This is a genomic window from Agromyces sp. NPDC057865 (assembly GCF_042796995.1).
Classification (GTDB): domain Bacteria; phylum Actinomycetota; class Actinomycetes; order Actinomycetales; family Microbacteriaceae; genus Agromyces.
Genome location: NZ_JBHVMJ010000005.1, coordinates 23,033 through 49,284 on the forward strand (window position 1 = coordinate 23,033; position 26,252 = coordinate 49,284).

Genomic DNA, 26,252 nt, shown 5'->3' on the forward strand with positions numbered 1-26,252 from the left:
CCCCCGTCATGACCTCAGTCTGCTCAGGCCGTGAATCGCGGGAACGCCGTGCGGCCCGCGTACACCGCGGCCTCACCGAGTTCTTCTTCGATCCTCAGGAGCTGATTGTACTTGGCGACGCGCTCCGACCGGGCGGGCGCGCCCGTCTTGATCTGACCGCAGTCGGTCGCGACGGCGAGGTCGGCGATGGTCGTGTCCTCGGTCTCGCCCGAGCGGTGCGAGAGCACCGCGGTGTAACCGGCGCGCTGCGCGAGCTTCACGGCATCGAGCGTCTCGGTGAGCGTGCCGATCTGGTTGACCTTCACGAGGATCGAGTTGCCGGCGTGGCGGGCGATGCCGTCCGCCAGGCGCGCCGGGTTGGTGACGAACAGGTCGTCTCCGACGAGCTGGAGCTTCGTGCCGAGCTCGGAGGTGAGCGCGGCCCAGCCCTCCCAGTCGTCCTCGTTCAGCGGGTCCTCGATCGAGATGAGCGGGTACGCGGCGGCGAGCTCGGCGTAGTACGCGTTCATCTCGTCGGACGTGCGGTCCTTGCCCTCGAAGCGGTAGACGCCGTTCTCGTAGAACTCGCTGGCGGCGACGTCGAGGCCGAGCGCGATGTCGGTGCCGAGCGTGAAGCCGGCCGTGCCGATCGCCTCGGCGATGAAGTCGAGCGCCGCGCGGTTGTGCTCGAAGTCGGGGGCGAAGCCGCCCTCGTCGCCGAGGCCGGTCGAGAGACCCTTCGACTTCAGCAGGCTCTTCAGCGCGTGGTAGGTCTCGACGCCCCAGCGGAGGCCCTCGGAGTACGTGGGCGCGCCGATCGGCAGGATCATGAACTCCTGGATGTCGACGCCGGTGTCGGCGTGCGCGCCGCCGTTGATGATGTTCATCATCGGCACGGGCAGCACGTGCGCGTTCGGGCCGCCGAGGTAGCGGAACAGCGGCAGGTCGGCCGAGTCGGCTGCGGCCTTCGCGACCGCGAGGCTCACGCCGAGGATGGCGTTCGCGCCGAGGCGGCTCTTGTTCTCGGTGCCGTCGGCCTCGATGAGCGCGGCGTCGACGAGGCGCTGGTCGGCGGCGTCGAGGTCCTCGATGGCCGGGCCGAGCTCGTCGAGCACGGCGTCGACGGCCTTCTGCACGCCCTTGCCGAGGTAGCGGTCGCTGTCGCCGTCGCGCAGCTCGTACGCCTCGAAGGCGCCGGTCGACGCGCCCGAGGGGACGGCCGCGCGCGCCAGCGAGCCGTCGTCGAGCAGCACCTCCACCTCGACGGTCGGGTTGCCGCGAGAATCCAGAATCTCGCGGGCGCCTACAGCTTCGATGAATGCCACAGTGAACTCCTCTGTGATGGGGGTGTGCGTCGGACGACTCCGTCGTGATCCGCCAGACAGTCTAGTGAGGCGCGCTCACCCATGACGCGCCACGGATGCCGCGGGGCCGCGGCATCCGCCCGCCCGCGCTCCGCTCGCCCCCTCCTCCCCGTCGTTTCCGCGAGTGGGCGATCTTGGCGCGTCACCCCGGCGCGCGGTCGCCAAGATCGCCCACTCGCATCGTCGTGTGGAGAGCTGGAGCAGCGAACTGCGGAAATCGGCACGCTGGGGCGCATGCCCGGAGGAACGAAGGACCCGATCCCGCGCGGCGCGGCGATCCGCACGAGCGACCATGCCCAGTTCGAGACGACGCGGGCCCGACTGCGTGCACGTCGCGTGCAGCATCCGTTCACCGGCGTCAGTTCGCTCGGACTCGACGTCGAGGCGATCGTCGAGGCCTGCCAGGCGTACGAACCGTTGCTCCGTGCCGGCGAGGCGTTCAGCCACCAGACCGCAGCGCTGCTGCTCGGGGCGCCGCTCCCGTCGAGGATGAGCGCCGCGCAGCCACTGCACGTCATGAGTCCCGGCGTGACGCGTGCGCGTACGACGGGGACCGTGGGACATCGATCGTCGGGCAGCTTCCCGGTCGTGCTGCGATTCGGCCTGCCGGTGGTCTCACCCGAGGCGACGTGGCTGCACCTCGCAGGTGCGCTGCGCCGCGAGGACCTCACCGCGGTGGGCGACTTCCTGGTGACGGGATCACCGTTCGGCCGTTCACGCGAGCCGGCGTTCACCACACTCCCGCAGCTCGCAGCGACGCTGCATCGGTCTCCCCGATGCCGTGGTGCGCGCGCGGCGCGGTGGGCGCTCGAGCAGATTCGCGTGGGGCCCGCATCGCGGATGGAGACGCTCCTGCGCCTCGTCATCGTCGCGGCCGGACTCCCCGAACCGGTCATCGGTCATCCGGTGGCGGTCGGACGCGGCCTGATGCTGCATCCCGATCTCGCGTATCCGGACCTTCGCATCGCGATCGAGTGCGAGGGCGGCGACCATCGCGAGGCGAGGCGATGGGAGCACGACATCGAGCGACGCGAACTCTTCGAGGACGCGGGCTGGCGCGTCATCCGCGTGACCCGGCATGCGCTGTTCGACGAACCGGAGCGGCTCATCGAGCGGATCCGGCGAGTCCGACTGGCGCGCTCAGCTCCGTGAGTGGGCGATCTTGGCGATCGTCCGCTCTCGCAGCGCGCCAAGATCGCCCATTCGCGGAAAGACGCGCGGTGCGCGCGGGGCGAGGAGACCCAGGCCCGCGCTACGCGGAGAGGTCGCGGAACGCGAGCGACGCGGCATCCGTCGTGTCGGGGCCGACCTGCGCGAAGGCGTCGAAGCCGTCGGCGGCGACGCGGTCGAGCAGGGCGCGCAGGTTCTTGACGCGGCGTTCGAGGCGCACGCGCGTGCCGCCCGAGACGAGCTCGTCCTTGAGGCGCAGGAGCTCCGCGGGCGACACCTCGGGGTCGTACACCAGCACGACGGCGCGCGGACGCGAGTGGTCGCGGATCGCGAGGAGGTCCACGATGCGCTCGAACCCGATCGAGAAGCCGCAGGCCGGCACCTCCTGGCCGAGGAAGCGTCCGATCATGTGGTCGTAGCGGCCGCCGCCGCCGAGCGAGTAGCCGAAGTCGGGGTGCGCGATCTCGAAGATCGTGCCCGTGTAGTAGCCCATGCCGCGCACGAGCGTGGGGTCGAACTCGATCGCGGCGTCGGGCAGCGCCTCGCGCAGCGCGAGCAGGTCGCGGTAGGCGTCGAGGTCGAGCCACGCAGGCGGCGGAACGACGCCGTCGCGCAGGTGCCAGTCGGCCGAGGTGAGCGCCTCGAGCTGGGCCGCGACATCCGTCGACGCGTCGACCGCCCTGAGCTCGACGAGCTCGGCCGCGACGCCCGCCGTGCCGATCTTGTCGAGCTTGTCGATCGTGATGAGCGCGCGCTCGCGCAGGTCGTCGGGCACGTTCCACGACGTGAGGATGCCGCCGAGGATCCGCCGGTCGTTGAGCCGGATCGTGCAGCCGCCGAGGCCGAGCGCGTCGAGCGTGGCGATCGTCGCGGTGAGCAGCTCGAGCTCGGCGAGCGGCCCGGGCTCGCCGATGATGTCGATGTCGCACTGCACGAACTGGCGGTAGCGGCCCTTCTGCGGGCGCTCGGCGCGCCACACTGGAGCGATCTGGATCGCCCGGAACACCGGCGGCAGCGCGGCGCGGTGCGTCGCGTAGAACCGCGCGAGGGGCACCGTGAGGTCGTAGCGCAGGCCGAGGTCGGCGAGGGCGAGGGCCTCACCGGATGCCGCGGCGGCCGCCAGGTCCTCGGACGTGAGGCCGCGCTTCATCACCGCGAACGCCAGCTTCTCGTTGTCGCCGCCGAGGCCGGCGTGCAGGCGCGAGGAGTCCTCCATCACGGGCGTCTCGATCTCGTCGAAGCCGTGCGCCGCGTAGACGTCGCGGATCACGCCGAGCGCGTGCTCGCGCCGGGCCTTCTCGGCGGGCAGGAAGTCGCGCATGCCGCGCGGAGGGGTGACGGTTGCGGCCATGCCGACCATTCTTCCAGCACGGGCGGTGCAGCTCTGTCGTCGAAGCAGTGGGGATCTCGATACGCATCGCCTGCGGCGGCGCTCCTCGATCACGGGCGGATGCCGCGGCTCACCCGAAAAGGTCGAGGTCGACGCCGCGCGTGCGCGCCGCCCGCTGCAGCGCGTCGGCCTCGTCGATGCCCACGGCGAGGTAGACGTGCAGCGCGTCGGCGTCGTCGCGCACGAGGTACTCGTAGTCGGTGGTCACGATGACCTCGTCCGCAGCGTCGAGGTAGCTCCAGCGCACCCGCACGAGCGAGATCAGGTCCGTGAGCGCGCTGACCGCGAGGATCTCGGGCAGCGCGGACTCGAGGCCGAGGCGCCGGTAGAGCGGGTACGACGACGCGAGCCCGGCGGCCATGTCGGCGCGGCTCTCGAGCGCGCCCGCGAAGTCGTCGGTGACGATCATGCCGGGCAGGCCCCACAGGCGGGCCGTGGCGTCGGCGTCGAACTCCCGCAGCGCCGCGGCGTACTCGTCGAAGAACTCGGCGAGCCGCTCCTCCTCGATGCCCATGTCGCCCTCGATCCCCTCGTCGGCGTGCGGCGATGCGTGCGGTGATGGTGATGCGCCTGCCCCGACCGTACGCCGACGGCCGTGCGCACGCGACCCCGACGCGCCCCGGGACTCGACCTCGCCGCCTGTCCACAGGACCCGCCGCGATTCCCGCGCGGCGCCGCACCCCGCCGCTAGACTCCGACCGATTGCGACGCGGCGGACAGGACGGTGGCACGGTGGGGGGCATCACGGTGGAGCGGGTCGCCCGCTCCTTCGGCGAAGTCGAGGCGGTCCGGCACGCGAGCTTCTCGGTGCCGCCGGGTCACGTCGCGGGGCTCATCGGCCCGAACGGCGCCGGCAAGACGACCCTTCTCCTGATGCTCGCGACCCTCCTCGCCCCAGACGCGGGCTCCATCCGCATCGCGGGGTTCGACCCGGTCACGCAGCCGCGCGAGGTGCGTGCGCGCATCGGCTGGATGCCCGACACGCTCGGCTCGTGGCCCGCCCTCACGGTGCGCGACGCGCTCACCACGAGCGCCCGCATGTACGGCATGGCGAAGGATGCGGCATCCGCTCGCTCGGCGCGGCTCATCGACATGGTCGACCTTCGACCGCTCGCCGACCGGCCCACGCGCGTGCTCTCGCGCGGGCAGAAGCAGCGGCTAAGCCTGGCCAGAGCTCTCGTGCACGACCCCGAGGTGCTGCTGCTCGACGAGCCGGCGTCGGGGCTCGACCCGGGCGCGCGCGTCGCGCTGCGCGACCTCGTCCGGCGCCTGGCCGGCGAGGGCAAGACGGTGCTCGTGTCGAGTCACGTGCTCGCGGAGCTCGAGGAGATGGCCGACACCGCCGTGTACGTCGCCGACGGCGTCACGGCCGCGGCCGACGCCGTCGCCGCCGCGGGGCGCAGCGCACGACAGTGGCGGGTGCGGGCCCTCCATGCCGAGCGCCTGCGCGAAGCGCTCATCGCCGCGGGCTTCGGCACGGTCGCGCACATCGACCACCTCGGGGCGATCGTGCCGCTGGCGAGCGAAGCGGATGCCGCGCAGCTCCTCGCGCACCTCGTGAGCGTGGGCGTGCCGGTCTCGTCCTTCGCGCCCGCCGTCGGCGACCTCGAGCACGTGTTCCTCGACCTCAACCGCGCCGGGCCTCCGCCCGCGGCATCCGCGCCCGACCCGGCGGCCCCCATCGACGGCGAGGCCGGCGCATGAGCGCCGCACCCGGGACGACCCCGGTGCAGGCGCCCACGACTGCGGTGCGTCCCGACGAGGGCTTCCTCGCCGGCATGTGGCTCATCGTGACGCTCGACCTCAAGCAGCGCGTGCGCGGCGTCGCGTGGTACGTGCTGCTCGGCGTGTTCGTGCTGCTCGTGACGATCGTCACGGGGCTGCTCGTGCTCGCGACCAACGCGTGGGACGACGGCGGCGGCGGCGTGTTCTCGACCATCGTGTTCTTCGTGCTGCTGCTCGGCACGCTCGTCTCCCCCGCCCTCAGCGGCAACGCGATCAACGGCGAGCGCGACGCCGGCACCCTCGCGACCACGCAGGTCACGCTCATCACGACGGCGCAGCTGGTGGTCGGCAAGTGGATCGCGGCGTGGCTCACGGCGCTCGCGTTCCTCGCGGCATCCCTGCCGTTCCTCGTCTTCGCGGTCGCCCTCGGGCAGGTCTCCGCACCGACCATCATGGTCTCGGTGCTGGTGCTCGCGATCGAGCTCGGCGTGATCGCCGCGATCGGCGTGGGGCTCTCGGGCGTGCTCACGAAGCCGCTGTTCTCCGTGGCCGTGACCTACCTCGTCGTCGCGGCGCTCAGCATCGGCACGCTCATCGCGTTCGGGCTCGGCGGCACGGCGATCCAGACGACCGTGCGGCAGACCTACGTCGGCGTCGACTGGCAGGCCCTCGAGCAGGACGGGCCACCGCCGGCCGGGGAACTGGCTCCGTGCCTGCCGCCCGACATCCGCGAGTACCCGACGCCGCGGTTCGACCTCGTCTGGGGCTTCCTCGCGGCCAACCCCTACGTGGTGCTGGCGGATGCCGCGCCGGGCACGTTCGACGAGTACGGCAGTCCGCGCGACCTCTTCGGCTGGATCGCCGTGGGCGTGCGCTCGGCGCAGCATGCGCCCGAGACCGACGTGCTCATCGACGACTGCGCGACCTGGCGGCCGTCGGGCGAGTACGTCCAGCCCGACGTCGAGACGCCGCAGGACGTGTACGACCGCTCGGTGCCGTCGTGGTTCGTGGGCCTCACGATCAACGCACTGCTCGGCGGCGCGGCGCTGTTCTGGGCGTGGCGGCGCACGGAGGTGCCGGCGCGGCGGCTTCCGTCGGGGAGCCGAGTGGCCTAGCGCGCAACCGACGTGCCGGGTGCGAGCGCGTCGAGCACGTCGGCGAGGTCCGACCCGGCCCGCAGCAGCGCGACCGTCCGGCCGGCGATCCCGTCGAGCCGTGACTGCAGGACGCGGTCGGCCGCCTCGAGCCCGTCGGCGTGGCCGAGTGCGCCCATGAGCTCGCGCACGGCCCGGACGCCGTAGCCCGCGCGTCGCAGCGCGGCGACGATCCGCGCCTCGCGCACGGCCTCCGGCGCGTAGTGCCGTGCGCGCACGGACGTGATCCGATCGGGGTGCACGAGCCCCTCCTGCTCCCAGAAGCGCAGCGTCGAGGTGCGCACGTCGAGGGCTCCGGCGAGCTCGGTGATCGACATCGCATCGCCCGCGCCCGAGCCCGCGCCTCCGTCCGTACCTTCCACCGACCGCGGGTTCGGGTCCACCGCGCCCGCCTCCGACCGGATCGCGGCGAGCGCCCGCCGTGCGTGCAGCACCTCCTCGCGCTCCCGGGCGAGGCGCACATGCACGTCGCCGATCGCCGCCGCGGCATCCGCCGGGCTCTGCCCCCACGCATCGGCGAGCAGGTGCCGGGACGCCACCGGACCGGCCGCGAACGCGAGCGACCGGTAGGCGCGGAGTGCGACGACGTGGACCGGCGCGTAGGCGCGATAGCCGTTGCCGGTGCGTTCGGCGGGCGGGATGACGCCGAGCCGCTCGAGGTCGCGCACCTGCTGCAGCGAGTACCCCGACGCACGGGCGACGTCGGCCGTGCGCAGCGGACGCCCCTCCACATCGCCTCCCCGAAACCCCACAGAAGCACTTCAACCACATGCTTGAACCATGAGCATGCAGCAGGTCATCGACGAGGTGCAAGGCCTCGACGGCGCACTCGTCGTCCTTCCCGGCCCGGGCGACGGCACACCCGAGCTCGCCTGGGGCGACGCGTTCTTCTACTACGCGCCCGACGGGCGCATGCCGCAGCACACCCAGCCCTACGGCACGATCGTGACCAAGGACTACCCCGACGACGCCGCGTCCGACCTCGACGCCGACGGGAGGTGGCGCGTGAACGTGCACGTCGACCGGGCCGCGTTCGTCGAGCTCACGGGCGAGGAGTCGCGGCACCTCGAACGCCCGCGCGACTTCACCGCGACCGACGTCGTCAACCCGCACCCGGTCTACGCCGTGCTCGGCTGGGTGAGCGTCGTGGTCCCGGGCGAGCGCACGATGCCGACGGTGCTGGCGCTCCTCCGCAGCGCGCACGACGCCGCGCGGGCGCGAGCCGAACGCCGCTCGGGAACCTAGGCGCCCGAGGTCGCCCGGGCGGCGACGGCCTCGGCCGCGCGCACGTCGTCCTCGAGTCCGCGCACGGCGTGCCGCAGCGCGCGCTCGGCGTCGAGCCCCTGCGCCCGAGCGGATGCCACGAGCGAGAGCAGCGTCGCCCCGAGCTCCTCCTCCGTGGCGGGCCCCGGCCGCCCCGCGGCATCCGGAACCGAGGCGACCGCGACCCCGACCTCGACCTCGACGCCCACCTTCGCGGCCTTGCCGAGCACCTTCTGCGCGAGCGCAAGAGCCGGCATGCCGCGCGGGATGCCGTCGAGCACGCTCGTGCGGTGCGGCTTCTCGCCGGCCTTCAGCTCGTCCCAGAAGCCCACGACGTCGTCGGCCGTCTCGGCGGTGCGGTCGCCGCCGAACACGTGCGGATGCCGCGACACCATCTTCGCGGTCATGTGCGCCGCGACGTCCTCGATGTCGAAATCCTCGCCGGGCGTGTGCGCGGCGATGTCGGCGTGGAAGAGCACCTGGTAGAGCACGTCGCCGAGCTCCTCGATCATCTCGTCGCGGTCGCCGGACTCGATCGCGTCGATGAGCTCCCAGCTCTCCTCGACGAGGTACTGCACGAGGCTCTCGTGGGTCTGGTCGGCGTCCCACGGACACCCGCCCGGCGCGCGCAGCTGCGCGACGATCGCGACGAGTTCCTCGAGGCGCGGGTGTTCGGTCATCCGGCCAGCATAGGCGTCAGTGCAGGAAGACGAGCAGGATGCCGACCGCGATGAAGAGCAGGCCGAAGACCGCGTCGACGGTCCGCTGCCCGCGCGCCGAGCGGGTGAACCGGCGCATGCCGTGCGCGGCGAAGGCGAAGAACCCCCACATCACGATCACGTCGACGACGACGACGGTCGCAGCGACGACGAGGTACTGCGGGAGGAGCGGCAGGCTCGGGCGGATGAACTGCGGCAGGAACGCGAGGAAGAACACGATCGCCTTCGGGTTCAGCAGGTTCACCCACAGGCCGCGGCGGAACATGGACCAGCGCGATTCGGGCGGTGACGGCGCCGTCGTGGCATCCGGTGCGACCTCGACGGCGGCGGATGCCGTGGGCCGATCGGAGCCGCGAGACGCATCCGACGACCTCGAGGACCCGGATGCCCCGGATGCGTCAGTCGAGGCCGACTCGGCCGCCCCGGACGCCCCGGACGCCGCTGCCTCGGCCGCCCCGATCGGCTGGGCCGCCGCCGCCGGCCTCCGCAGCAGCTGCCGCACGCCGAGGTACACGAGGTACGCGGCGCCCGCGTACCGGATGACGTTGAACGCGATCGGCGAGCTCGCCACGAGCACGCCCACGCCGAGCGCGACGATCGCGATGTGCACGATGAGCGCGGCCTGCTGGCCGAGGATGCCCCAGATGGAGCGGCGGAACCCGTGGCTCAGGGCGTTCCCCATGGTGTTGATCGCGCCCGCTCCGGGCGTGAAGCTGATGACGAAGCACGCGGCGAGCAGCGTGATCCAGAGCGAGAACGACACCGGCACAGCGTAGCCCGAGCGGCGTCGCTAGACTCGCCCACGGAGAGCCGGGAAGCCTGGTCGGCCGACGCGACGGCGTCGACACCGTTCACCGACCGGCGATTCACCTCGCCGAGACAGGGGCTCCCATGTCGTTCCTCCGCTCCGAGCGCGTCGCCGCTGCGCTGCTGCTCGCCGCCGCGGTGCTCGGCCTCCTCATTGCGAACCTGCCGTTCGGGGCATCCGTCATCGCGGTGAAGGACGCGCACCTCGAGATCCCGTTCCTGCGGGTCGACCTCTCGACCGGACACTGGGTCACCGACGGCCTGCTCGCGATCTTCTTCTTCATCGTCGCGGTCGAGCTCAAGCGCGAGCTCGTCATCGGGGAGCTCAACTCCCTCTCGAAGGCGCTGCTGCCGGCCATCGCCGCGGTGGGCGGCGTCGTCGTGCCGGCGGCGATCTACCTCGCCTTCACGGCCGGCTCCGAGACGGTCGACGGATGGCCGATCCCGACGGCCACCGACATCGCCTTCGCCCTCGGCGTGCTCGCGGTGTTCGGCCGGTTCATCCCGACGCGCGCGCGGGTGTTCCTGCTCGCACTCGCGGTGCTCGACGACCTCATCGCGATCCTCATCATCGCGTTCTTCTTCACCGCCGACGCCGACCTGGCCTACCTCGGGTACGCGGGCATCGCCATCGCGGTCTTCGGCGCCGTGAGCCGGGTCATGAAGCCGCGGTCGGCGTGGATCCTCGCGCGACGGCCGCAGTGGCCGATCATCGCCGTGCTCGTGGTGCTCGCCGTGCTCGCCTGGTACTTCACGTACCGGTCGGGCGTGCACGCCACGATCGCGGGCGTCGCGCTCGGACTCGTGATGTCGCGACGCCCGGCCGGTCGTGCCGCGCACGCGCTCGAGCCGTGGTCGAACGGCGTGATCCTGCCCCTGTTCGCCTTCACCGCGGCGATGGTCGTGGTGCCGCAGGTGTCACCGGCCGAGCTCGACCCGGCGTTCTGGGGCATCCTCGTCGGACTGCCTGTCGGCAAGGTGGTGGGCATCGTCGCGGCCGGGCTGCTGGGCGCCCTCTTCGCGCGGAGCCGCTCGGGGACGCCGCTCACGTTCGCCGACCTCGCCGTGGTCGGGGCGCTGGGCGGCATCGGCTTCACCGTCTCGCTGTTGATGAACGAGCTCGCCTTCGCACGCCTGCCAGGCGTCCGCGACGAGGGCACCCTGGCCGTGCTGCTCGGATCGGGCGTCGCGATCGTGCTGTCGGCCGTCGTCGTGACCGCCCGGTCACGGCACTACCGGCGCCGCGGCGAGCACGCCGGGCAGGGCGGCGCGTTCTCGCACTAGCGTCCGGCGCGCACCGCGGTGCGGCGGCGCGGCGGCGAACGAAGCGAGCGGATGCCGCGACTCAGCCCGCGGCCGCAGCCGTCGCGCCCGCGGCATCCGCCTGGCCCGCTGCGGGCTCGGGCGCGGGGAAGATCGCCGTCACGAGCTTCGACACCCACTCGATGAGCTCGGCATCCTCGGGGAGTTCGCCGCCGGGCATCGGGAACGGCACGAGGATCACGTCGTTCTGCGCGAAGTGCTTGGCGCCCGGGTACAGGCGCTCGAGGCGCACGCGCCGGGAATCGGGGATCCTCGCCGGCGCGATGCGCAGCTTCGAGCCCGTGGCGATGACGTCGGAGAGCCCCGCGAGCTGGGCCGTGCGACGCAGCCGCGAGATCGCGATGAGGTGCTTGACCGCCTCGGGCGGCGCGCCGTAGCGGTCGACGAGCTCGTCGAGCACCGCGTCGATCTGCCCCTCCTTCGCGGCCGGGCCGCTCGCGGCCGACAGCTTCTGGTAGGCCTCGAGGCGCAGCCGTTCGGAGTCGACGTACTCCTCGGGGATGTGCGCGTCGACGGGCAGCTCGAGGCGCAGCTCGGTCTGGCCCTCGGCGACGTCGCCGCGGAACGCCGACACCGCCTCTCCGATCATGCGCAGGTAGAGGTCGAAGCCGACGCCGGCGATGTGGCCGGCCTGCTCGGCGCCGAGCAGGTTGCCCGCGCCGCGGATCTCGAGGTCCTTCAGGGCGATCTGCATGCCGCCGCCGAGCTCGTTGTTCGCGGCGATGGTCGACAGCCGGTCGTGCGCCGTCTCGGACAGCGGCTTGGCCGGGTCGTAGAGGAAGTACGCGTAGGCGCGCTCGCGGCCGCGGCCGACGCGGCCGCGCAGCTGGTGCAGTTGCGAGAGGCCGTACTTGTCGGCGCGGTCGATGATGATCGTGTTCGCGTTCGAGATGTCGAGGCCCGTCTCGATGATGGTCGTCGAGACGAGCACGTCGAACTTGCGCTCCCAGAAGTCGACGACGATCTGCTCGAGCACGTGCTCGTTGAGCTGGCCGTGGGCGACCGCGATGCGCGCCTCGGGCACGAGCTCGGCAAGCTGCGCGGCGACCCGGTTGATCGACGCGACCCGGTTGTGCACGAAGAACACCTGGCCCTCGCGGAGCATCTCGCGGCGGATGGCGGCGGCGACCTGCTGCTCGGAGTACGGGCCGACGAACGTGAGGATCGGGTGGCGATCCTCGGGCGGCGTCGCGAGCGTCGACATCTCGCGGATGCCGGTGACCGCCATCTCGAGCGTTCGCGGGATGGGCGTTGCACTCATCGCGAGGATGTCGACGTTGGTCTTGAGCTTCTTCAGCTGGTCCTTGTGCTCGACGCCGAAGCGCTGCTCCTCGTCGATGATGAGCAGCCCCAGGTCTTTGAAGCTCACCTTCTCGGTCAGGATGCGGTGCGTGCCGATGACCATGTCGACGGTGCCGTCGGCGAGCCCGGCGACGACCTCGCGCACCTCCTTGTCGGTCTGGAACCGGCTGAGCGCGCGCACGTGCACGGGGAAACCGGCGAACCGCTCGGAGAAGGTCTCGAGGTGCTGGCGCACGAGCAGCGTCGTCGGCACGAGCATTGCGACCTGCTTGCCGTCTTGAATGGCCTTGAACGCGGCGCGCACGGCGACCTCGGTCTTGCCGAAGCCGACGTCGCCGGCGAGCAGCCGGTCCATGGGGATGGGCCGCTGCATGTCGGCCTTCACCTCGTCGATGGTCTGCAGCTGGTCGGGCGTCTCCGCGAACGGGAACGCCTCCTCGAGCTCGTGCTGCCACGGGGTGTCGGGCCCGAACGCGTGGCCCTTCGCCGCCATGCGCGCCGAGTAGAGCTTCACGAGCTCGACCGCGATCTCGCGCACGGCCTTGCGTGCGCGGCCCTTCGCCTGCGCCCAGTCGCTGCCGCCCATCTTCGACAGTGACGGCGCCTCGCCGCCGACGTAGCGGCTGAGCAGGTCGAGCTGGTCGGTGGGCACGAACAGGCGGTCGCCCGGCTGTCCGCGCTTCGACGGCGCGTACACGAGCACCAGGTACTCGCGCACGGCCGTGGGCGCCTGCTGGATGCCGGCGGTGCGGCTCGGCCCGGTGGGCCGGCTGCCGGTCGCGACCTCGCGCTGCACCATCTCGACGAACCGGCCGATGCCGTGGGTCTGGTGCACGACGTAGTCGCCGGCCTTGAGCTGCAGCGGGTCGACGACGTTGCGGCGCCGGGTGGCGAGCTTCTTGTTCTGGCGCGCGTCGTAGCCGGCCGAGCGGCCGTAGAACTCGGTCTCGGCGATGAGCGCGAGCTTGGCCTCGGGCACCTCGAATCCGCGTGCGGCGTCGGCCTGCACGAGGTAGGCGACCCCGGGCTCGAGGTCGGCGGGCACCGACTCGACGATGCGAGCGGCGAGCCCCGCCTCGGCGAGCACGTCGCGTGCGCGCTCCACGAGGCCATGGCCGGCGGATGCCACGACGAGGCTCCACCCGTCGCGCAGGCGCTCGGCGGCGTGGTCGATGGCGCCCGCGACGTTGCCGGCGAAGCTCGGCATCGCGTTCGCGGCCACGCGCACGTAGTCGGAGGCGGCCTGTGCCGCGGCCGCGGCGGCCTCCTCGTCGCCGGATGCCGCGACGACCGCCGCGGCGTCGCCGAGGTCGAAGCCCGAGAACGTCCACCACGCCCGGCGCGGATCGGGCTCGCCGGGCGCGCCCTTCGACGGGCTCAGGGGCCGCAGCGTCGCCTCGCGGAACTCGCGCACCGTGAGGAAGTCGCCCGCGGCGAGGTCGATCGGCGCCTCGGCGCCCACCGTGGCCGCGCTCCACGCCGCGCCGAGGAACTCGCGGTTCGTCTCGGCGAGGCTCACCGCACGCCCGGTCACCCGTTCGGGCTGCAGCACGGCGACCGCCGCGCCCGCGGGCAGGTAGTGGGCGAGCGGCACGAGCCGCTCGAGCAAGGCGGGCGCGAGCGACTCCATGCCCTCGACCGGGATGCCCTCGGCGATCTTCTCGAGCAGGCCGGCGAGGCTCGGGAACTCGTGCACCATCTCGCGGGCGCGCTGGCGCACGGACGGCGTGAGCAGCAGCTCGCGGCTCGGCGCGAGCGCCACGCGCTCGACCGGCTCGGGCAGCGACCGCTGGTCGGCCACCGAGAACGCCCGCAGCTCCTCGACCTCGTCGCCGAAGAACTCGACGCGCACGGGGTGGTCGGCGGTGGGCGGGAACACGTCGAGGATGCCGCCGCGCACCGCGAACTCGCCGCGCCGGGCGACCATGTCGACGCGCGCGTAGGCGAGGTCGACGAGCCGCGCCGCGAGGTCGGCGAGGTCGTAGCCGCGGCCGCCCGCGACGAGCTCGATCGGCGCCAGCCCGGCGAGGTTGTCGGCGAGCGGCTGCAGCGCGGCGCGCACCGAGGCGACGATGACGAGCGGATGCCGCGCGCCCTCCTCGGCCCAGTCGTGCATGCGGCGCAGGGCGTGCAGCCGGCGCCCGACCGTCTCGGCCGACGGGCTCAGCCGCTCGTGCGGCAGCGTCTCCCACGCGGGGAACTCGAGGATCTCGGCGTCGTCGAGGTACGGCGCGATCGACGAGCGCACCGACTCGCCCTCGCGACTGGTCGCCGTGACGACGAGGAGGGCGGGCGGCAGCCCCGCCTCTGCGCGCCGGGCGAGCAGGCCCGCGAGCAGCGGCGCGTCGAGTCCGGACGGCGCCGAGAAGTCCGCGTTCCGCAGGGCTTCGGCGAGTGCGCCGTCGATCGAGGAGGCGCGCGAAAGCGCCGTGTTCAAGCCCTGCAGGATCACCGTAGGAGTCTACGCCCGGCCTCCGACGCTGGGGCTGGCCCCGCTCCCTGAGCCCGTCGAAGGGAGCCCGGTCCGTGACACGGGTCACTCCCTTCGACGGGCTCAGGGAGCGAGCTTCCCGCTAGCATGAGCGCCGGACGGAAGGAAACCCTGCATGATCATCGCCGCAGCCGACGGCTCCGCCCTCGGAAACCCCGGCCCCGCCGGATGGGCCTGGTACGTCGACGACGAGTGCTGGGCCGCCGGCGGCTGGCCGCGAGGCACCAACAACCAGGGCGAGCTCACCGCCGTGCTCGAGCTGTTCCGCGCGACGGCGCACCTCGACGACGAGCTGCTCGTGCAGTGCGACAGCCAGTACGTGATCAACGCGGTCACGAAGTGGATGGCCGGCTGGAAGCGCAAGGGCTGGCGCAAGGCGGACGGCAAGCCCGTGCTGAACCTCGAGCTCCTGCAGGAGCTCGACGCCGCGACCCAGGGCCGGCGCTTCCGGTTCGAATGGGTGCGCGGGCACGCGGGGCATCCGGCCAACGAGGCGGCCGACGAGCGCGCCCGCGCCGTCGCGCTCGCCTACCAGCAGGGGCGCGAGGTGCCGAGCGGTCCGGGGTGGACGGGCGAATGCGAGCCGGTGACGGATGCCGCGGCGCCCGCGGCATCCGCGACGCCGGCACCACCGGCAGCACCGGCAGCACCACCCGCCGCCCCCGCCGCGACCGCGCTCGAGGACCGCGCCGCCGAGGACGCGACGCTCTTCGACTTCGACGACCCGGCCGCCGACTGGCTCACGCTGTCGCTCGAGCTCACGAGCGAGGAGCATACGCGGCTCGTCGAGCGCGCACGCGCCGCAGGGCAGACGCCCGAGGAGTTCCTCCGCGGCCTGATCTGAGCCGTCGAGCCCGCGGAGGCCGCCGCGCCCGCCCGCCGCTACGCGGGCGAGTGGAACCGCTGCTGCGCGGCCACGAGGCCGTGCTCGACGATCGCCTCGACGGCGTCCGCGGCATCCGACACCAGGTTCGGCACGGCCTGCCGCTCGGCGCCCGAGAACTCCTTCAGCACGAAGTCAGCGGAGTCCTGCCGCCCCGGCGGGCGGCCGATGCCGACCCGCACGCGGGTGAAGCCGCCGCCGTCGAGCGCCTTCGTCACGTCGCGCACGCCGTTGTGGCCGCCGTGCCCGCCGCCCTGCTTGAGGCGCACGGTGTCGAACGGGATGTCGAGCTCGTCGTGCACGATGACGACGCGGTCGACGGGCAGCGAGTAGTACTTGACGAGGGCCGAGACGGGGCCGCCCGAGGTGTTCATGTAGCCGTTGGGCTTCGCGATGACGAGCTTGGGGCCGCCGGGGCTGAGGAACCCCTCGGCGACGCGCGACGGCGTCTTGTGCGACTTGAACGTCGCGCCGATGCGCGAGGCGAGCTCGTCGGCGACCATCTGGCCGACGTTGTGCCGGGTCGCGGCGTACTGCGCGCCGGGGTTGCCGAGCCCGACCACGAGCCAGGTGTTGTCGGCCACGGGGTCGTCCTTCCGGCGGGAGCGCAGCCGATCGAGGAGGCCCATGGGCGGCTCCTCTCGACGGCGCGGGGTTCGGGGGAAACGGGGCGGGGCCTGCGGCCCGCAGTCCGAGCGTACCCGGATGCGGCGCCGCAGGCCCCGTGCGCGATGGGCGCCGAGCGACTACTCGGCGGACTCGGCGGCAGCCTCCTCGGCGGCCTCCTCGCCCTCGGCCTCCTCGCCCTCGGCGGCCTCGGCGGCCTCAGCCTCTTCGCCCAGGTCGACCTTCTGCGGGACGTGGACGTTGACGACGAGCGTCTCGGCGTCGCTCACGAGGGTCGCGCCCTTCGGGAGCTCGACGGCGCCGGCCAGGATCTGGGTGCCCTCCTCGAGGCCCTCGATCTCGACGATGATCCGCTCGGGGATGTGGGTCGCCTCGACCTCGAGCAGCAGGGTCTTGGCGTCGAGGTCGGCGATGGTGCCGGCGAACGGCTCGCCCTCGAGGTGCACGGGCACCTCGACCTGGACCTTCTCGCCGCGCTTCACGACGATGAGGTCGAGGTGCTCGATGACCTGGTGCACCGGGTCCTTCTGCACGTCCTTGACGAGGGCGAGCTGGCTCTTGCCGGCGATCTGCAGGTCGAGCACGGCGTTCGCCTTGCGGATCAGCAGGCCGACCTGGTGGCCGGGGAGGGTGAGGTGCTGCGGCGCGGTGCCGTGCCCGTAGAGCACGGCCGGGATCTGGCCGGTGGCGCGGAGCTTGCGCGCCGCACCCTTGCCGAAGGTGTCGCGGGTGCCGGCTTCGACCTTGTTGTCTTCATCCATGGTGGTTCTCCTTGCGGGCTCGCGGGCCCAGATGGGGGTGTCTGTCGTCTCGACTCGAACGCGCGGCATGTGACATGCGCTGATGCGTGAGGAAACAGCCGTGAAGCCTGGTTCCACCGCGTCGATCACGGATGCCCCGCCTGCCGCTCTCGCGGACGACCGGGCCTCCCTCGCCGAAGTATGTCGATCGCCCGCGCCGCTGACGCGGGAGACCAAGGGGTGAGTCTACCAGCCCTGCCCGATGGCCGCGATCGCCCGTGAAACCACCTCGTCGACCGTTCCGACGTTCTCGACGCGGGCGCCGGCCTCGTCGGCCTCGATCGGCTCGAGGGCCTCGAGCTGGGAGGCGAGCAGCGACGCCGGCATGAAGTGACCGGGGCGCGATCCGAGCCGCCCGGCGAGCTCGCCCGTCGGCACGACGAGCTCGACGAACGTCGCATCGGGGCAGGCCTCGCGGATGACGTCGCGGTAGCGCCGTCGCAGGGCCGAGCACGCGATGACCCGGCCCGCGTCCCCGGCGGCGAGCGCCTCCCCCACGACCTGGAGCCACGGCGACCGGTCGGCGTCGTCGAGCGGCACGCCCGCGCGCATCTTCTCGACGTTGGCGGCCGGATGCAGGTCGTCGGCGTCGACGAACGCGAGGCCCGGGAACCGCGCCGCGAGGCGCTCCGCGAGCGCGGCGCCCACCAGGGACTTGCCGACGCCGCTCGGGCCCATGACGACGAGGCGGGGCGGCGAGGGCGGGGCGGTCATGCGTGGCAGGGTAGCCCAACGGCGGCGACGGGGCATCCGCCGCACCGCCCTCACCGCAACAGCGCGCAACGGTGAGCCCCGCTCACAGTACGCTGGAGGGCGACCCCCCGAACTCACGAGGAGAGCTTTCGTGCCTGCAAACGGATCAGCAAATATCGGCGTCGTCGGACTCGCGGTGATGGGGTCGAACCTCGCCCGCAACCTGGCCAGCCGTGCGGGCAACACCGTGGCGGTGTTCAACCGCTCCCCCGAGCGCACCCGCACGCTCACCTCCGAGCACCCCGAGGCCGACTTCGTCGCCTCCGAGGGCTACGACGAGTTCGTCGCCTCCCTCGCCACGCCGCGCACGGCGATCATCATGGTCCAGGCCGGCGCGGGCACCGACGCGGTCATCTCCGAGCTCGTGAAGCGCTTCGAGCCGGGCGACATCATCGTCGACGGCGGCAACGCGAACTTCCACGACACGATCCGCCGCGAGGCCGAGATCGCGCCGACCGGCATCCACTTCGTCGGCATGGGCGTCTCGGGCGGCGAGGAGGGCGCGCTGCACGGCCCGTCGCTCATGCCCGGCGGCACCGCGCAGGCTTACCAGACGCTCGGGCCGATCCTGCGGAGCATCGCCGCGGTCGCACCCGACGGCGAGCCCTGCGTCACGCACGTCGGCACCGACGGCGCCGGCCACTTCGTGAAGATGGTGCACAACGGCATCGAGTACGCCGACATGCAGCTCATCGCCGAGGCCTACGACCTCATCCGCACCGGCACCGGCAAGACCCCGGCCGAGATCGCCGACGTCTTCGCCGAGTGGAACACGGGCGAGCTCGAGAGCTACCTCATCGAGATCACGGCCGAGGTGCTGCGCCAGGTCGACGCCGAGACGGGCAAGCCGCTCGTCGACGTGATCCTCGACTCGGCCGGCGCCAAGGGCACCGGCGCGTGGACCGTGCAGAACGCGCTCGAGCTCGGCGTGCCCGAGTCGGGCATCGCCGAGGCCGTGTTCGCGCGCAGCCTCTCGTCGAAGCGCGCCCAGCGCGACGCCGCCGTCGACCTGCCGGGCCCCTCGACCGAGTGGACCGTCGACGACCCCGAGACCTTCATCGAGGACGTGCGCAAGGCGCTCTATGCGTCGAAGATCATCGCCTACTCGCAGGGCTTCGACGAGATCGTCGCGGGCGCCGAGCAGTTCGGCTGGGACATCCACAAGGGCGACATCGCGAAGATCTGGCGCGCCGGCTGCATCATCCGCGCCCGCTTCCTGAACCGCATCGCCGAGGCCTACGCCGACGACCCGTCGCTCGTCGCGCTCGTCGTGGCGCCGTACTTCCGCGACGCCGTCACGAGCGCGCAGGAGAGCTGGCGTCGCGTCGTCGCGACCGCCGCGCACGCGGGCATCCCGACGCCCGCGTTCTCGTCGTCGCTCGCCTACTACGACGCCCTGCGCGCGAAGCGCCTCCCCGCAGCGCTCATCCAGGCCCAGCGCGACTTCTTCGGCGCGCACACCTACCAGCGCATCGACAAGCCGGGCGTGTTCCACACGCTCTGGTCGGGCGACCGCTCGGAGATCGAGACGACGCCCTCGTCGCACTAGCGCCCGAGCCCGGTCGCACCCGGCCGAGGGTCCACGACGCCCTCCTCGCATTAGGCTTGATGCCCGAGGCGAGGAGGGCGTCGATGCGCGGACCGGCGTGGCAGCACGAGGGCGACGACCCCGACTACCGCTTCACGCTCGCGAACGAGCGCACGTTCCTCGCGTGGATCCGCACGGCTCTCGCGCTCCTCGCGGGCGGCGTGCTGCTGCACCAGTTCGCCGCGACGCTCGAGCCGCGCGTCGTGCTCGTCTCGGTGTCGGTGGCGCTCGGCCTCATCGCGTCCGTGCTCAGCGTCGTGTCCTACACGCGGTGGCGCGCGAACGAGATCGCGATCCGCCGCCGCCGCCCGCTCCCCTACAGCTGGGTCCTGCCGGCGCTCGCCGGGGCGTGCCTGCTCACCGCAGCCGTCCTGACCTTCCTCCTCCTGGTGTCCTGAACGGTGCTCCCGTGACCGCCTACCGCATCCCCGCCACCGGCGATCCCGGCCTGCAGCCCGAGCGCACGTCGCTCTCGTGGGTGCGCACGTCGCTGGCGATCGCCGTGAACGCGCTGCTCGCGCTGCGCGCGGGCCTCGTGGCGGGCGAGCCCGCGCTGCTGGCGGTCGGCGTGCTCCTGTTCGCGGCGGCCGGCGCCGCGGTCGTCGTCGGCGTCGTGCGCCGGCGGCAGCTCATGGGCGAGCTGCTCACGATCACGCCGCCGCGCGGCGTCCTCGTCGGCGTCGCGCTCATCACGCTGGTCGCGAGCGCGGCCGGCGTGGCGTCCATCCTCGTGGAGGGCCGGCCATGAGCGAACGCCATCCCGAGCTCGAGCCCGACCCGTTCGACGAGACCCCGATGCCGGGCGAGCGGCGGCGCAAGGTGCTGCGCGTCGCCGTCATCGTGGCCTTGGGCGCGATGGTGCTGCCGCTCGTGCTCTCGTCGGTCGCGGTGGCGCACTCGTCGGCCGAGCGCACGTGCGCCGTCGTCGTCGCCGCCTACGACACGGATGCCGCGGGCGGGCGCGTCTCGTTCGAGTTCTTCGGCCCGGGCGGCCCGGGCTGGCTCTGCTACGAGATCCGCGACGACGGGGGCAGCCGGCTCGTCGCCAACCTCGGCGTCATGCCGTCGGGGCCGCAGCCCGCCATCCCCGGCGTGCGGACGTAGGCTCAGTCGGCCGCGCGGCCGCCGTCGCGATCGTCGCGGTCGCCGTCACGGCGGTCGCCGTCGCCGTCACGGTCCTCGGCGAGGAACACGCGCTTGTACTTCCGCCCGTCGGGCAGCTCGATGGTCGTCGCCTCGAGCAGCCCGCGGCTCACCCGCTGGTAGATCGCCTGCGGCGTGAGGCCGAGGCGCTTCGCGGCATCCGACACCGAGAGCCCCGGCAGGTCGGTCGGCGCGCTCGACGGCCGGTCGCGTTTGCGACGGCGGCTCGACTCCTGCCGTTCGGCGATGGTGTCGTCGTCGCCCGCCCAGCGGTACTTCGCGGCCGAGGCGCTGAGGCCCGCCGCCTCCGCGACCTCGTCCCACGTCGCGCCACCGTCGAGCGCCTCGCGCACAGCCGTGAGCGCCGCCGGGTCGGCCTCGAGGGCGGCCGCGAGCACACGGATGCCCCGGAGCCGCTCGAGCGACGCGGCATCCGTTTCACCCGACGCAGCCGACTCGAGCTCGACGAGCCGCGCGAGCGCGCGCGCCGAGTCGCCCGAGAGGAACGCCACCGCGCTCAGCCCTCGAGCAGCCCGTTGCGCACCTGGCGGCGCAGGACCTTGCCGATGAGCGAGCGCGGCAGGTCGTCGGCCTGCACGACGCGCTTGGGCACCTTGTAGGGCGTCAGCCCGGCGCGCGCGAACTCCCGGATCGCGGCGGCGTCGAACGTCGCGCCGTCCTTCAGCACGACGACCGCGACCACCTGCTCGCCCGAGTGCTCGTCGGGCAGGCCGACCACGGCGCAGTCCTCGACGTCGGGGTGGGCGCGCACCGCCTCCTCGACCTCGCTCGGCGCGACGTTGAAGCCGCCCGTGATGATGAGCTCCTTGATGCGGTCGACCACGCGCACGAAGCCCTCGTCGTCGATCGCCACGATGTCGCCCGTGCGGAACCAGTCCGCGCCGCCGTCGTCGGCGGGCACGAAGACGGCCTCGGACTCCTCGGGCTTGCGCCAGTACCCCGAGAACACCTGCGGTCCGCGCACGATGAGCTCGCCCTCGGCGCCCGGCTCGCGGTCGCGGGTGGGCTCGTCGGGGTCGACGACGCGTACCTCGGTCGACGGCAGCGGCAGCCCCACCGTGCCCGCCTTGCGGTTGGGCGCGACGGGGTTGGCCATGAGCACTGGCGAGGTCTCCGAGAGCCCGTAGCCCTCGACGAGGTAGCCGCCCGTCGCGGCCTCCCACGGCTCGACGACGTCGGCCGACAACGGCATGGCGCCCGAGATGGCGATCTGGATGCCCTCGAGGGACACGGCCTCGGCCGCCGCGGCCTTCGTGAGCCGGTCATAGATCGGCGGCACGGCGGGGAGGAACGTGGGCGGATGCTTCTTCACGACCTTCAGCACGAGGTCGGCGTCGAACCGCGGGAACAGGACGAGCCGCGAGCCCATGCTCATCGCGAACGTCAGGCACAGCGTGAGGCCGTAGGCGTGGAACATCGGCAGCACGGCGTAGACGACCGACGTGCCGCGCTCGACCTGCGGCACCCACGCGCGCGCCTGCGCGGCGTTCGAGCCGAGATTCGCGTGCGTGAGCACCGCGCCCTTGGGGTAGCCGGTCGTGCCGCTCGTGTACTGGATGAGCGCGATGTCCGCGGCCTCGGGCCCGATGATGTGGGCGTCGACGGGGGCGGATGCCACGAGCTCCTGCCACGGCGTAGTGCCGCGCACCTTCGTGGTGAGCGCCGCCCGCGACTCCCGCGCCTTCGCGATGGGCAGCCGCAGCATCGCCCGCGTGAGGAATGGCATCGCCCGCGTCACGTCGACCGAGACGATCGACTGCACCGCGACATCGGGCGGGAAGTCCTGGATCGTGGCGACCACCTTGTCCCAGGCGATCACGACGCGCGCGCCGTGGTCCTCGAACTGGTGGCGCAGCTCCCGCGGCGTGTAGAGCGGGTTGTGCTCCACGACGATTCCGCCGAGGCGCAGCACCGCGTAGAAGGCGACGACGTGCTGCGGGCAGTTCGGCAGCACGATCGCGACCGGGTCGCCCTTCTGCACGCCCATCAGCCGCAGGCCCTCGGCCGCGCGCTCGATCTGGTCGCCGAGCTGGGAGTAGGTCGTCGTGGCGCCGAAGAACTCGAGCGCGACGTTGCCGCCGTACTGCTCCACCGAGCCGCGCACGAGGTCGTAGAGGGACCCCTCGAACGGATCGATGTCGTCGGGCACGCCGTTGGCGTAGCTGGCCAGCCAGGGACGCGGAGTCGAGATGGCCATCGTCGTCGTCCTAGGCCGCGCCGTCGAACATGCTCGTCACCGAGCCATCCTCGAACACCTCGTGGATCGCCCGGGCGAGCAGCGGTGCGATGGGGAGCACCGTGAGGCGGTCCCAGCGCTTCTCGGGCGGGATGGGGAGCGTGTCGGTGACGACGACGGCATCGATCGACTCGTTTTGCAGGATCTCCACCGCGGGGTTCGAGAAGACCGCATGCGTCGCGGCGACGACGACGCCGATCGCGCCGTTCGCCTTCAGCGCCTCCGCGGCCTTCACGATCGTGCGACCTGTGTCGATGAGGTCGTCGACGAGGAGGCACACGCGGCCCTCGACGGTTCCGACGATCTCGTGCACCGACACCTGGTTGGGCACCAGCGGGTCGCGGCGCTTGTGGATGATCGCGAGGGGCACGCCGAGCTTGTCGCTCCAGATGTCGGCGACGCGCACGCGGCCCATATCGGGCGAGACGACCGTGAGGGTCGAGGGGTCGAGCCGCGCCTTGAAGTGCTCCAGCAGCACGGGCATCGCGAAGAGGTGGTCGACGGGACCGTCGAAGAAGCCCTGGATCTGCGCCGCGTGCAGGTCGATCGACATGATGCGGTCGGCGCCGGCGGCCTTGTAGAGGTCGGCGACGAGTCGCGCCGAGATGGGCTCGCGGCCGCGGCCCTTCTTGTCCTGCCGGGCGTAGGGATAGAACGGCGAGACGACCGTGATGCGCTTGGCCGACGCGCGCTTCAGTGCGTCGATCATGATGAGCTGCTCCATCAGCCACTCGTTGATGGGCGACGTGTGCGACTGGATCACGAAGGCGTCGGTGCCGCGCACGCTCTCGTCGAACCGGGCGTAGATCTCCCCGTTGGCGAAGGTGCGCGCATCGGTGGGCATGAGCTCGGTGCCGAGCTCCTCCGCGATCTGCTCCGCGAGCTCGGGGTGGGCCCGTCCGGAGACGAGCACGAGGCGCTTCGATCCGGTGGTCTCGATTCCCGACATGTGGTGTGTGTCCTCTCCACCCGCGTGGGCCGTGCGTCAGTCGGTGGCTGCGTCGTCCGAAGCGGGGCCGGATGCCTCGTCGGCGGCCTCGGCGGCCTGTGCCGCCGCGGTGCCGGGCCGATGCTTCCTGACCCATCCCTCGATGTTGCGTTGCGGGGCCACGTTCACGGCCAGCGCCCCGGCCGGGATGTCCTTCCGGACGACCGTGCCGGCGCCCGTGTAGGCCCCATCGGCAATCCTAACGGGCGCGACGAAGACGCCGTGCGAGCCGGTGCGCACGTGCGAGCCCACCTCGGAGTGGTGCTTCCGCACGCCGTCGTAGTTGGCGAAGATCGAGCCCGCGCCGATGTTCGAGTGCACGCCGATCGTGGCGTCGCCGACGTAGGACAGGTGCGGCACCTTGCTGCCCTCGCCGATGGTCGCGTTCTTCGTCTCGACGAACGCGCCGATCTTGCCGTCGGCGCCGAGCACGGTGCCGGGCCGCAGGAACGAGAAGGGGCCGACGGATGCCCCGTCGCCGATGACCGACAACGTGGCATCCGTGCGCTTCACCTCGGCGCCCCGCCCGACCTCGCAGTCGACGAGCGTCGTGTCGGGGCCGATCACGGACCCGGTCGCGACGACCGTGGCGCCCTTGAGCTGCGTGCCGGGGCGGATCGTCACGTCGGGCTCGAGCTTCACGTCGAGGTCGATCCACGTGGTGGCCGGGTCCTCGATCGTGACGCCGGCGAGCTGCCAGCCGCGCACGATGAGCGCGTTGAGGCGCGCCGCGGTCTCGGACAGCTGCGCGCGGTCGTTGATGCCCGCGACGAGCCACGGCTCGGACACCGGCACCGCCTCGACCTCGGAGCCCGCCGAACGCAGCAGCTGGATCACGTCGGTGAGGTACTTCTCGCCCTGCGCGTTGTCGGTCGTGAGGTTCGCGAGCTGGTCGCGCAGCGCGCCCGCGCCGAACGCGTAGATGCCGGCGTTGATCTCGTCGATCGCCCGCTCGTCGTCGCTGGCGTCCTTCTGCTCCACGATGCGGTCGAACGCGCCGTGGTCGTCGCGCACGACGCGGCCGTACCCCGTGGGGTCGTCGTAGAACGCCGAGAGCACGGATGCCTGCGCGGCATGGCCGCGGTGACGCTCGAGGAAGGCGGCGAGCGTGTCGGCGTCGAGGAGCGGCACGTCGCCGTTGAGCACGAGCACCTCCCCCGCGAAGTCGTCGGGCAGGACCGCGACGGCCTGCTCGACGGCACGTCCGGTGCCGGGGATCTCGTCCTGGTCGACGACGACCGTGCCGGGCAGCGTCGCCTCGACGGCGGCGGCGACCTCGTCGCGCTCGTGGCGCACGACGGCGATGACGTGCGCGGCGTCGAGCGCCTGCGCCGTACGCAGCACGTGGGCTACGATCGGCGACCCTGCGAGCGGGTGCAGGAGCTTCGGGGTGGCGGATTTCATGCGGGTGCCCTGGCCGGCGGCGAGCACGATGATGGCGAGTTGCTGGTCCATGCTCCGCCACCAGGATTCGAACCTGGTCCTCACAGCTCCAAAGGCTGTCGTGCTGCCGTTACACCATGGCGGACTGCGCGGGAGTCGGGCCCTGCGCCGCCCACAAGTCTGCCATGGCGCGCGGGCGCGGCCCTGCGGCATCCGCTCGCCGTGGACTGCCGTGGACGCCGCCGCTCGGCGTCGGCCGCATCGCCGGCGGTGGGATGATGGCGGGATGACCGATGCTGACGAGGTCGACCGGATCGTGGGCGACTGGGAGCGCGAGCGTCCCGACCTCGACTTCGCGCCGTTGCAGGTGCTCTCGCGCGTGGCGCGGCTCTCGAAGCACCTCGACCGGGCGCGGCGGCAGGCGTTCGCGCGGTCGGAGCTCGAGGCATCCGAGTTCGACGTGCTCTCGGCCCTGCGGCGCGCGGGCACGCCCTACCGGCTCTCGCCGAAGCAGCTGCTGCAACAGACCCTCGTCTCGAGCGGGACGATGACGAACCGCATCGACCGGCTCGTGGAACGTGGGCTGGTGTCCCGCCAGACCGACCCGAACGACGGACGCGGCATCCTCGTCGAGATGAGCCCCGCCGGCCTCACCCGCGTCGACGCCGCGATCACGCGGCTCGTCGACGCCGAGTCCGAGCTGCTCGAGAGCCTGCCGGCCGCGGAGCAGAAGCGGCTCGCGGGCCTGCTGCGCAAGCTCAGCCTCGGGTTCGACTGAGCGCTGGCGTCACGCGAGCCGGACGGCCTTCTCGGTGAAGTAGGTCACTTCGCCGTCGACATCCTCGACGCCGAAGACGAACTTGCCCGAGGGTGTGGCCCGGACATCGACGACCGTGCCGCGTCCGCGGGCCGTGACCACATCGGCTCCCGGCGTGAAGATGGATTCGCTCATACGCCAGAGCATGCGGGAGACGGGCGGCGGTCCGCCTCCCCCGTGAGGTGGAGAATGCGTCCGCATCTCACTGATTTCCGCAGCTCACCGACTTCCGCATCTCACCGACCTTCCACCCCTCACCACCTTCCTCGTCTCACCGGCGGTCGACGACCGTGCTCGCTCGCACTGAGCTCCTCCGCACGTGAGCG

Annotated in this window: 26 protein-coding genes and 1 tRNA gene; 11 read left to right on the top strand and 16 right to left on the bottom strand. The window is 72.4% G+C overall.

All coding sequences use genetic code 11. The annotated features are described in order from the left end of the window. Nucleotides 1-23: 23 nt before the first annotated feature. Nucleotides 24-1,304, bottom strand: coding sequence for a phosphopyruvate hydratase (gene eno, locus ACFVN5_RS18890; RefSeq protein ID WP_376957315.1), 1,281 nt, complete (start codon nt 1,302-1,304; stop codon nt 24-26). 273 nt (nt 1,305-1,577) lie between these two features. On the opposite strand from eno, the gene ACFVN5_RS18895 reads away from it, so the two are divergent. After that, the gene (locus ACFVN5_RS18895; protein WP_376957317.1) at nt 1,578-2,495 is read left to right on the top strand and encodes an endonuclease domain-containing protein; all 918 of its coding nucleotides are present in this window, start codon (nt 1,578-1,580) and stop codon (nt 2,493-2,495) included. Between the two features lie 100 nt (nt 2,496-2,595). Here ACFVN5_RS18895 and hisS read toward each other — a convergent pair whose 3' ends face one another. Then, on the bottom strand, nt 2,596-3,864 hold the full coding sequence (gene hisS, locus ACFVN5_RS18900) for a histidine--tRNA ligase (RefSeq protein ID WP_376957319.1): 1,269 nt from the start codon (nt 3,862-3,864) through the stop codon (nt 2,596-2,598). A gap of 109 nt (nt 3,865-3,973) precedes the next feature. Next, nucleotides 3,974-4,417, bottom strand: coding sequence for a hypothetical protein (locus ACFVN5_RS18905; RefSeq protein WP_376957321.1), 444 nt, complete (start codon nt 4,415-4,417; stop codon nt 3,974-3,976). A 218-nt stretch (nt 4,418-4,635) separates the two neighbouring features. On the opposite strand from ACFVN5_RS18905, the gene ACFVN5_RS18910 reads away from it, so the two are divergent. Next, a complete protein-coding gene (locus ACFVN5_RS18910) occupies nt 4,636-5,607 on the top strand; it encodes an ABC transporter ATP-binding protein (protein ID WP_376957323.1) in 972 nt (323 codons plus the stop codon). Beyond that, nucleotides 5,604-6,743: an ABC transporter permease gene (locus ACFVN5_RS18915; RefSeq protein ID WP_376957325.1), complete on the top strand. Its 1,140-nt coding sequence runs from the start codon at nt 5,604-5,606 to the stop codon at nt 6,741-6,743. The genes ACFVN5_RS18910 and ACFVN5_RS18915 overlap by 4 nt, the downstream gene beginning before the upstream one ends. Here ACFVN5_RS18915 and ACFVN5_RS18920 read toward each other — a convergent pair. Beyond that, the gene (locus tag ACFVN5_RS18920; protein WP_376957327.1) at nt 6,740-7,513 is read right to left on the bottom strand and encodes a MerR family transcriptional regulator; all 774 of its coding nucleotides are present in this window, start codon (nt 7,511-7,513) and stop codon (nt 6,740-6,742) included. The genes ACFVN5_RS18915 and ACFVN5_RS18920 overlap by 4 nt on opposite strands. 49 nt (nt 7,514-7,562) lie before the next feature. On the opposite strand from ACFVN5_RS18920, the gene ACFVN5_RS18925 reads away from it, so the two are divergent. Continuing rightward, nucleotides 7,563-8,027, top strand: a complete 465-nt coding sequence (locus ACFVN5_RS18925; RefSeq protein ID WP_376957328.1) for a DUF6194 family protein — start codon at nt 7,563-7,565, stop codon at nt 8,025-8,027. Here the strand turns inward: ACFVN5_RS18925 and ACFVN5_RS18930 are convergent. After that, nucleotides 8,024-8,725 carry a MazG family protein gene (locus tag ACFVN5_RS18930; RefSeq protein ID WP_376957330.1) on the bottom strand — a complete coding sequence of 234 codons (702 nt, stop codon included), beginning with the start codon at nt 8,723-8,725 and terminating at the stop codon, nt 8,024-8,026. The genes ACFVN5_RS18925 and ACFVN5_RS18930 overlap by 4 nt on opposite strands. A 16-nt stretch (nt 8,726-8,741) precedes the next feature. Continuing rightward, nucleotides 8,742-9,527 carry a LysE family transporter gene (locus tag ACFVN5_RS18935; RefSeq protein ID WP_376957332.1) on the bottom strand — a complete coding sequence of 262 codons (786 nt, stop codon included), beginning with the start codon at nt 9,525-9,527 and terminating at the stop codon, nt 8,742-8,744. Nucleotides 9,528-9,655: 128 nt separating this feature from the next. Here ACFVN5_RS18935 and ACFVN5_RS18940 point away from each other — a divergent pair, with 128 nt between their 5' ends. After that, the gene (locus tag ACFVN5_RS18940) at nt 9,656-10,855 is read left to right on the top strand and encodes a Na+/H+ antiporter NhaA (RefSeq protein WP_376957334.1); all 1,200 of its coding nucleotides are present in this window, start codon (nt 9,656-9,658) and stop codon (nt 10,853-10,855) included. Between the two features lie 61 nt (nt 10,856-10,916). On the opposite strand, the gene mfd is transcribed toward ACFVN5_RS18940, so the two are convergent. Further along, entirely contained in the window at nt 10,917-14,648 is a 3,732-nt protein-coding gene (gene mfd, locus ACFVN5_RS18945; RefSeq protein WP_376957336.1) for a transcription-repair coupling factor, read from the bottom strand. A gap of 154 nt (nt 14,649-14,802) precedes the next feature. On the opposite strand from mfd, the gene ACFVN5_RS18950 reads away from it, so the two are divergent. Further along, the gene (locus ACFVN5_RS18950; protein ID WP_376957338.1) at nt 14,803-15,531 is read left to right on the top strand and encodes an RNase H family protein; all 729 of its coding nucleotides are present in this window, start codon (nt 14,803-14,805) and stop codon (nt 15,529-15,531) included. Between the two features lie 38 nt (nt 15,532-15,569). On the opposite strand, the gene pth is transcribed toward ACFVN5_RS18950, so the two are convergent. The 3 genes from pth to ACFVN5_RS18965 all read right to left on the bottom strand — a co-directional run bounded on the left by pth (nt 15,570) and on the right by ACFVN5_RS18965 (nt 17,711). Next, nucleotides 15,570-16,199, bottom strand: coding sequence for an aminoacyl-tRNA hydrolase (gene pth / locus ACFVN5_RS18955; RefSeq protein ID WP_376957340.1), 630 nt, complete (start codon nt 16,197-16,199; stop codon nt 15,570-15,572). Nucleotides 16,200-16,316: 117 nt separating this feature from the next. Next, a complete protein-coding gene (locus ACFVN5_RS18960) occupies nt 16,317-16,958 on the bottom strand; it encodes a 50S ribosomal protein L25/general stress protein Ctc (protein ID WP_376957342.1) in 642 nt (213 codons plus the stop codon). Nucleotides 16,959-17,183: 225 nt separating this feature from the next. Continuing rightward, on the bottom strand, nt 17,184-17,711 hold the full coding sequence (locus ACFVN5_RS18965) for a gluconokinase (RefSeq protein ID WP_376957344.1): 528 nt from the start codon (nt 17,709-17,711) through the stop codon (nt 17,184-17,186). Nucleotides 17,712-17,841: 130 nt separating this feature from the next. Here ACFVN5_RS18965 and gndA point away from each other — a divergent pair, with 130 nt between their 5' ends. The 4 genes from gndA (at nt 17,842) to ACFVN5_RS18985 (ending at nt 20,442) form a co-directional block, all read left to right on the top strand. Next, nucleotides 17,842-19,299 (top strand): NADP-dependent phosphogluconate dehydrogenase, encoded by a 1,458-nt coding sequence (gene gndA, locus ACFVN5_RS18970; RefSeq protein ID WP_376957346.1) that lies wholly within the window; start codon nt 17,842-17,844, stop codon nt 19,297-19,299. A gap of 83 nt (nt 19,300-19,382) precedes the next feature. After that, a complete protein-coding gene (locus tag ACFVN5_RS18975) occupies nt 19,383-19,736 on the top strand; it encodes a YidH family protein (RefSeq protein WP_376957348.1) in 354 nt (117 codons plus the stop codon). An 11-nt stretch (nt 19,737-19,747) separates the two neighbouring features. Further along, nucleotides 19,748-20,086, top strand: a complete 339-nt coding sequence (locus ACFVN5_RS18980) for a DUF202 domain-containing protein (protein ID WP_376957350.1) — start codon at nt 19,748-19,750, stop codon at nt 20,084-20,086. Then, nucleotides 20,083-20,442, top strand: a complete 360-nt coding sequence (locus tag ACFVN5_RS18985; protein WP_376957352.1) for a hypothetical protein — start codon at nt 20,083-20,085, stop codon at nt 20,440-20,442. The genes ACFVN5_RS18980 and ACFVN5_RS18985 overlap by 4 nt, the downstream gene beginning before the upstream one ends. Before the next feature lie 2 nt (nt 20,443-20,444). On the opposite strand, the gene ACFVN5_RS18990 is transcribed toward ACFVN5_RS18985, so the two are convergent. From ACFVN5_RS18990 to ACFVN5_RS19010, 5 genes are all read right to left on the bottom strand, one after another. Beyond that, complete coding sequence (locus tag ACFVN5_RS18990) at nt 20,445-20,993, bottom strand: hypothetical protein (RefSeq protein ID WP_376957354.1); 549 nt, start codon at nt 20,991-20,993, stop codon at nt 20,445-20,447. A 5-nt stretch (nt 20,994-20,998) separates the two neighbouring features. Next, complete coding sequence (locus tag ACFVN5_RS18995) at nt 20,999-22,699, bottom strand: long-chain-fatty-acid--CoA ligase (RefSeq protein ID WP_376957356.1); 1,701 nt, start codon at nt 22,697-22,699, stop codon at nt 20,999-21,001. 10 nt (nt 22,700-22,709) lie between these two features. Further along, nucleotides 22,710-23,687 (bottom strand): ribose-phosphate diphosphokinase, encoded by a 978-nt coding sequence (locus tag ACFVN5_RS19000; protein WP_376957358.1) that lies wholly within the window; start codon nt 23,685-23,687, stop codon nt 22,710-22,712. A gap of 36 nt (nt 23,688-23,723) precedes the next feature. Continuing rightward, nucleotides 23,724-25,181, bottom strand: a complete 1,458-nt coding sequence (gene glmU, locus ACFVN5_RS19005; RefSeq protein ID WP_376957360.1) for a bifunctional UDP-N-acetylglucosamine diphosphorylase/glucosamine-1-phosphate N-acetyltransferase GlmU — start codon at nt 25,179-25,181, stop codon at nt 23,724-23,726. A 1-nt stretch (nt 25,182) separates the two neighbouring features. Next, nucleotides 25,183-25,254: transfer RNA gene (locus ACFVN5_RS19010), tRNA-Gln, on the bottom strand. Nucleotides 25,255-25,395: 141 nt separating this feature from the next. On the opposite strand from ACFVN5_RS19010, the gene ACFVN5_RS19015 reads away from it, so the two are divergent. Next, nucleotides 25,396-25,887, top strand: a complete 492-nt coding sequence (locus ACFVN5_RS19015; RefSeq protein ID WP_376957362.1) for a MarR family winged helix-turn-helix transcriptional regulator — start codon at nt 25,396-25,398, stop codon at nt 25,885-25,887. 9 nt (nt 25,888-25,896) lie between these two features. On the opposite strand, the gene ACFVN5_RS19020 is transcribed toward ACFVN5_RS19015, so the two are convergent. Continuing rightward, nucleotides 25,897-26,061: a hypothetical protein gene (locus ACFVN5_RS19020; RefSeq protein WP_376957364.1), complete on the bottom strand. Its 165-nt coding sequence runs from the start codon at nt 26,059-26,061 to the stop codon at nt 25,897-25,899. Between the last annotated feature and the right edge of the window lie 191 nt (nt 26,062-26,252).

Bases quoted from the DNA above. Each gene is read 5' to 3' on its own strand.
- ACFVN5_RS19015 (WP_376957362.1), top strand. From the start codon at position 25,396: ATGACCGATGCTGACGAGGTCGACCGGATCGTGGGCGACTGGGAGCGC.
- ACFVN5_RS18940 (WP_376957334.1), top strand. From the start codon at position 9,656: ATGTCGTTCCTCCGCTCCGAGCGCGTCGCCGCTGCGCTGCTGCTCGCC.
- ACFVN5_RS18895 (WP_376957317.1), top strand. From the start codon at position 1,578: ATGCCCGGAGGAACGAAGGACCCGATCCCGCGCGGCGCGGCGATCCGC.
- ACFVN5_RS18915 (WP_376957325.1), top strand. From the start codon at position 5,604: ATGAGCGCCGCACCCGGGACGACCCCGGTGCAGGCGCCCACGACTGCG.
- ACFVN5_RS18995 (WP_376957356.1), bottom strand. From the start codon at position 22,699: ATGGCCATCTCGACTCCGCGTCCCTGGCTGGCCAGCTACGCCAACGGC.
- ACFVN5_RS18975 (WP_376957348.1), top strand. From the start codon at position 19,383: ATGCGCGGACCGGCGTGGCAGCACGAGGGCGACGACCCCGACTACCGC.
- ACFVN5_RS18925 (WP_376957328.1), top strand. From the start codon at position 7,563: ATGAGCATGCAGCAGGTCATCGACGAGGTGCAAGGCCTCGACGGCGCA.
- ACFVN5_RS18985 (WP_376957352.1), top strand. From the start codon at position 20,083: ATGAGCGAACGCCATCCCGAGCTCGAGCCCGACCCGTTCGACGAGACC.
- ACFVN5_RS18905 (WP_376957321.1), bottom strand. From the start codon at position 4,417: ATGGGCATCGAGGAGGAGCGGCTCGCCGAGTTCTTCGACGAGTACGCC.
- ACFVN5_RS18950 (WP_376957338.1), top strand. From the start codon at position 14,803: ATGATCATCGCCGCAGCCGACGGCTCCGCCCTCGGAAACCCCGGCCCC.
- ACFVN5_RS18965 (WP_376957344.1), bottom strand. From the start codon at position 17,711: ATGACCGCCCCGCCCTCGCCGCCCCGCCTCGTCGTCATGGGCCCGAGC.
- ACFVN5_RS19000 (WP_376957358.1), bottom strand. From the start codon at position 23,687: ATGTCGGGAATCGAGACCACCGGATCGAAGCGCCTCGTGCTCGTCTCC.
- ACFVN5_RS18960 (WP_376957342.1), bottom strand. From the start codon at position 16,958: ATGGATGAAGACAACAAGGTCGAAGCCGGCACCCGCGACACCTTCGGC.
- pth (WP_376957340.1), bottom strand. From the start codon at position 16,199: ATGGGCCTCCTCGATCGGCTGCGCTCCCGCCGGAAGGACGACCCCGTG.
- ACFVN5_RS19020 (WP_376957364.1), bottom strand. From the start codon at position 26,061: ATGAGCGAATCCATCTTCACGCCGGGAGCCGATGTGGTCACGGCCCGC.
- ACFVN5_RS18930 (WP_376957330.1), bottom strand. From the start codon at position 8,725: ATGACCGAACACCCGCGCCTCGAGGAACTCGTCGCGATCGTCGCGCAG.
- hisS (WP_376957319.1), bottom strand. From the start codon at position 3,864: ATGGCCGCAACCGTCACCCCTCCGCGCGGCATGCGCGACTTCCTGCCC.
- glmU (WP_376957360.1), bottom strand. From the start codon at position 25,181: ATGGACCAGCAACTCGCCATCATCGTGCTCGCCGCCGGCCAGGGCACC.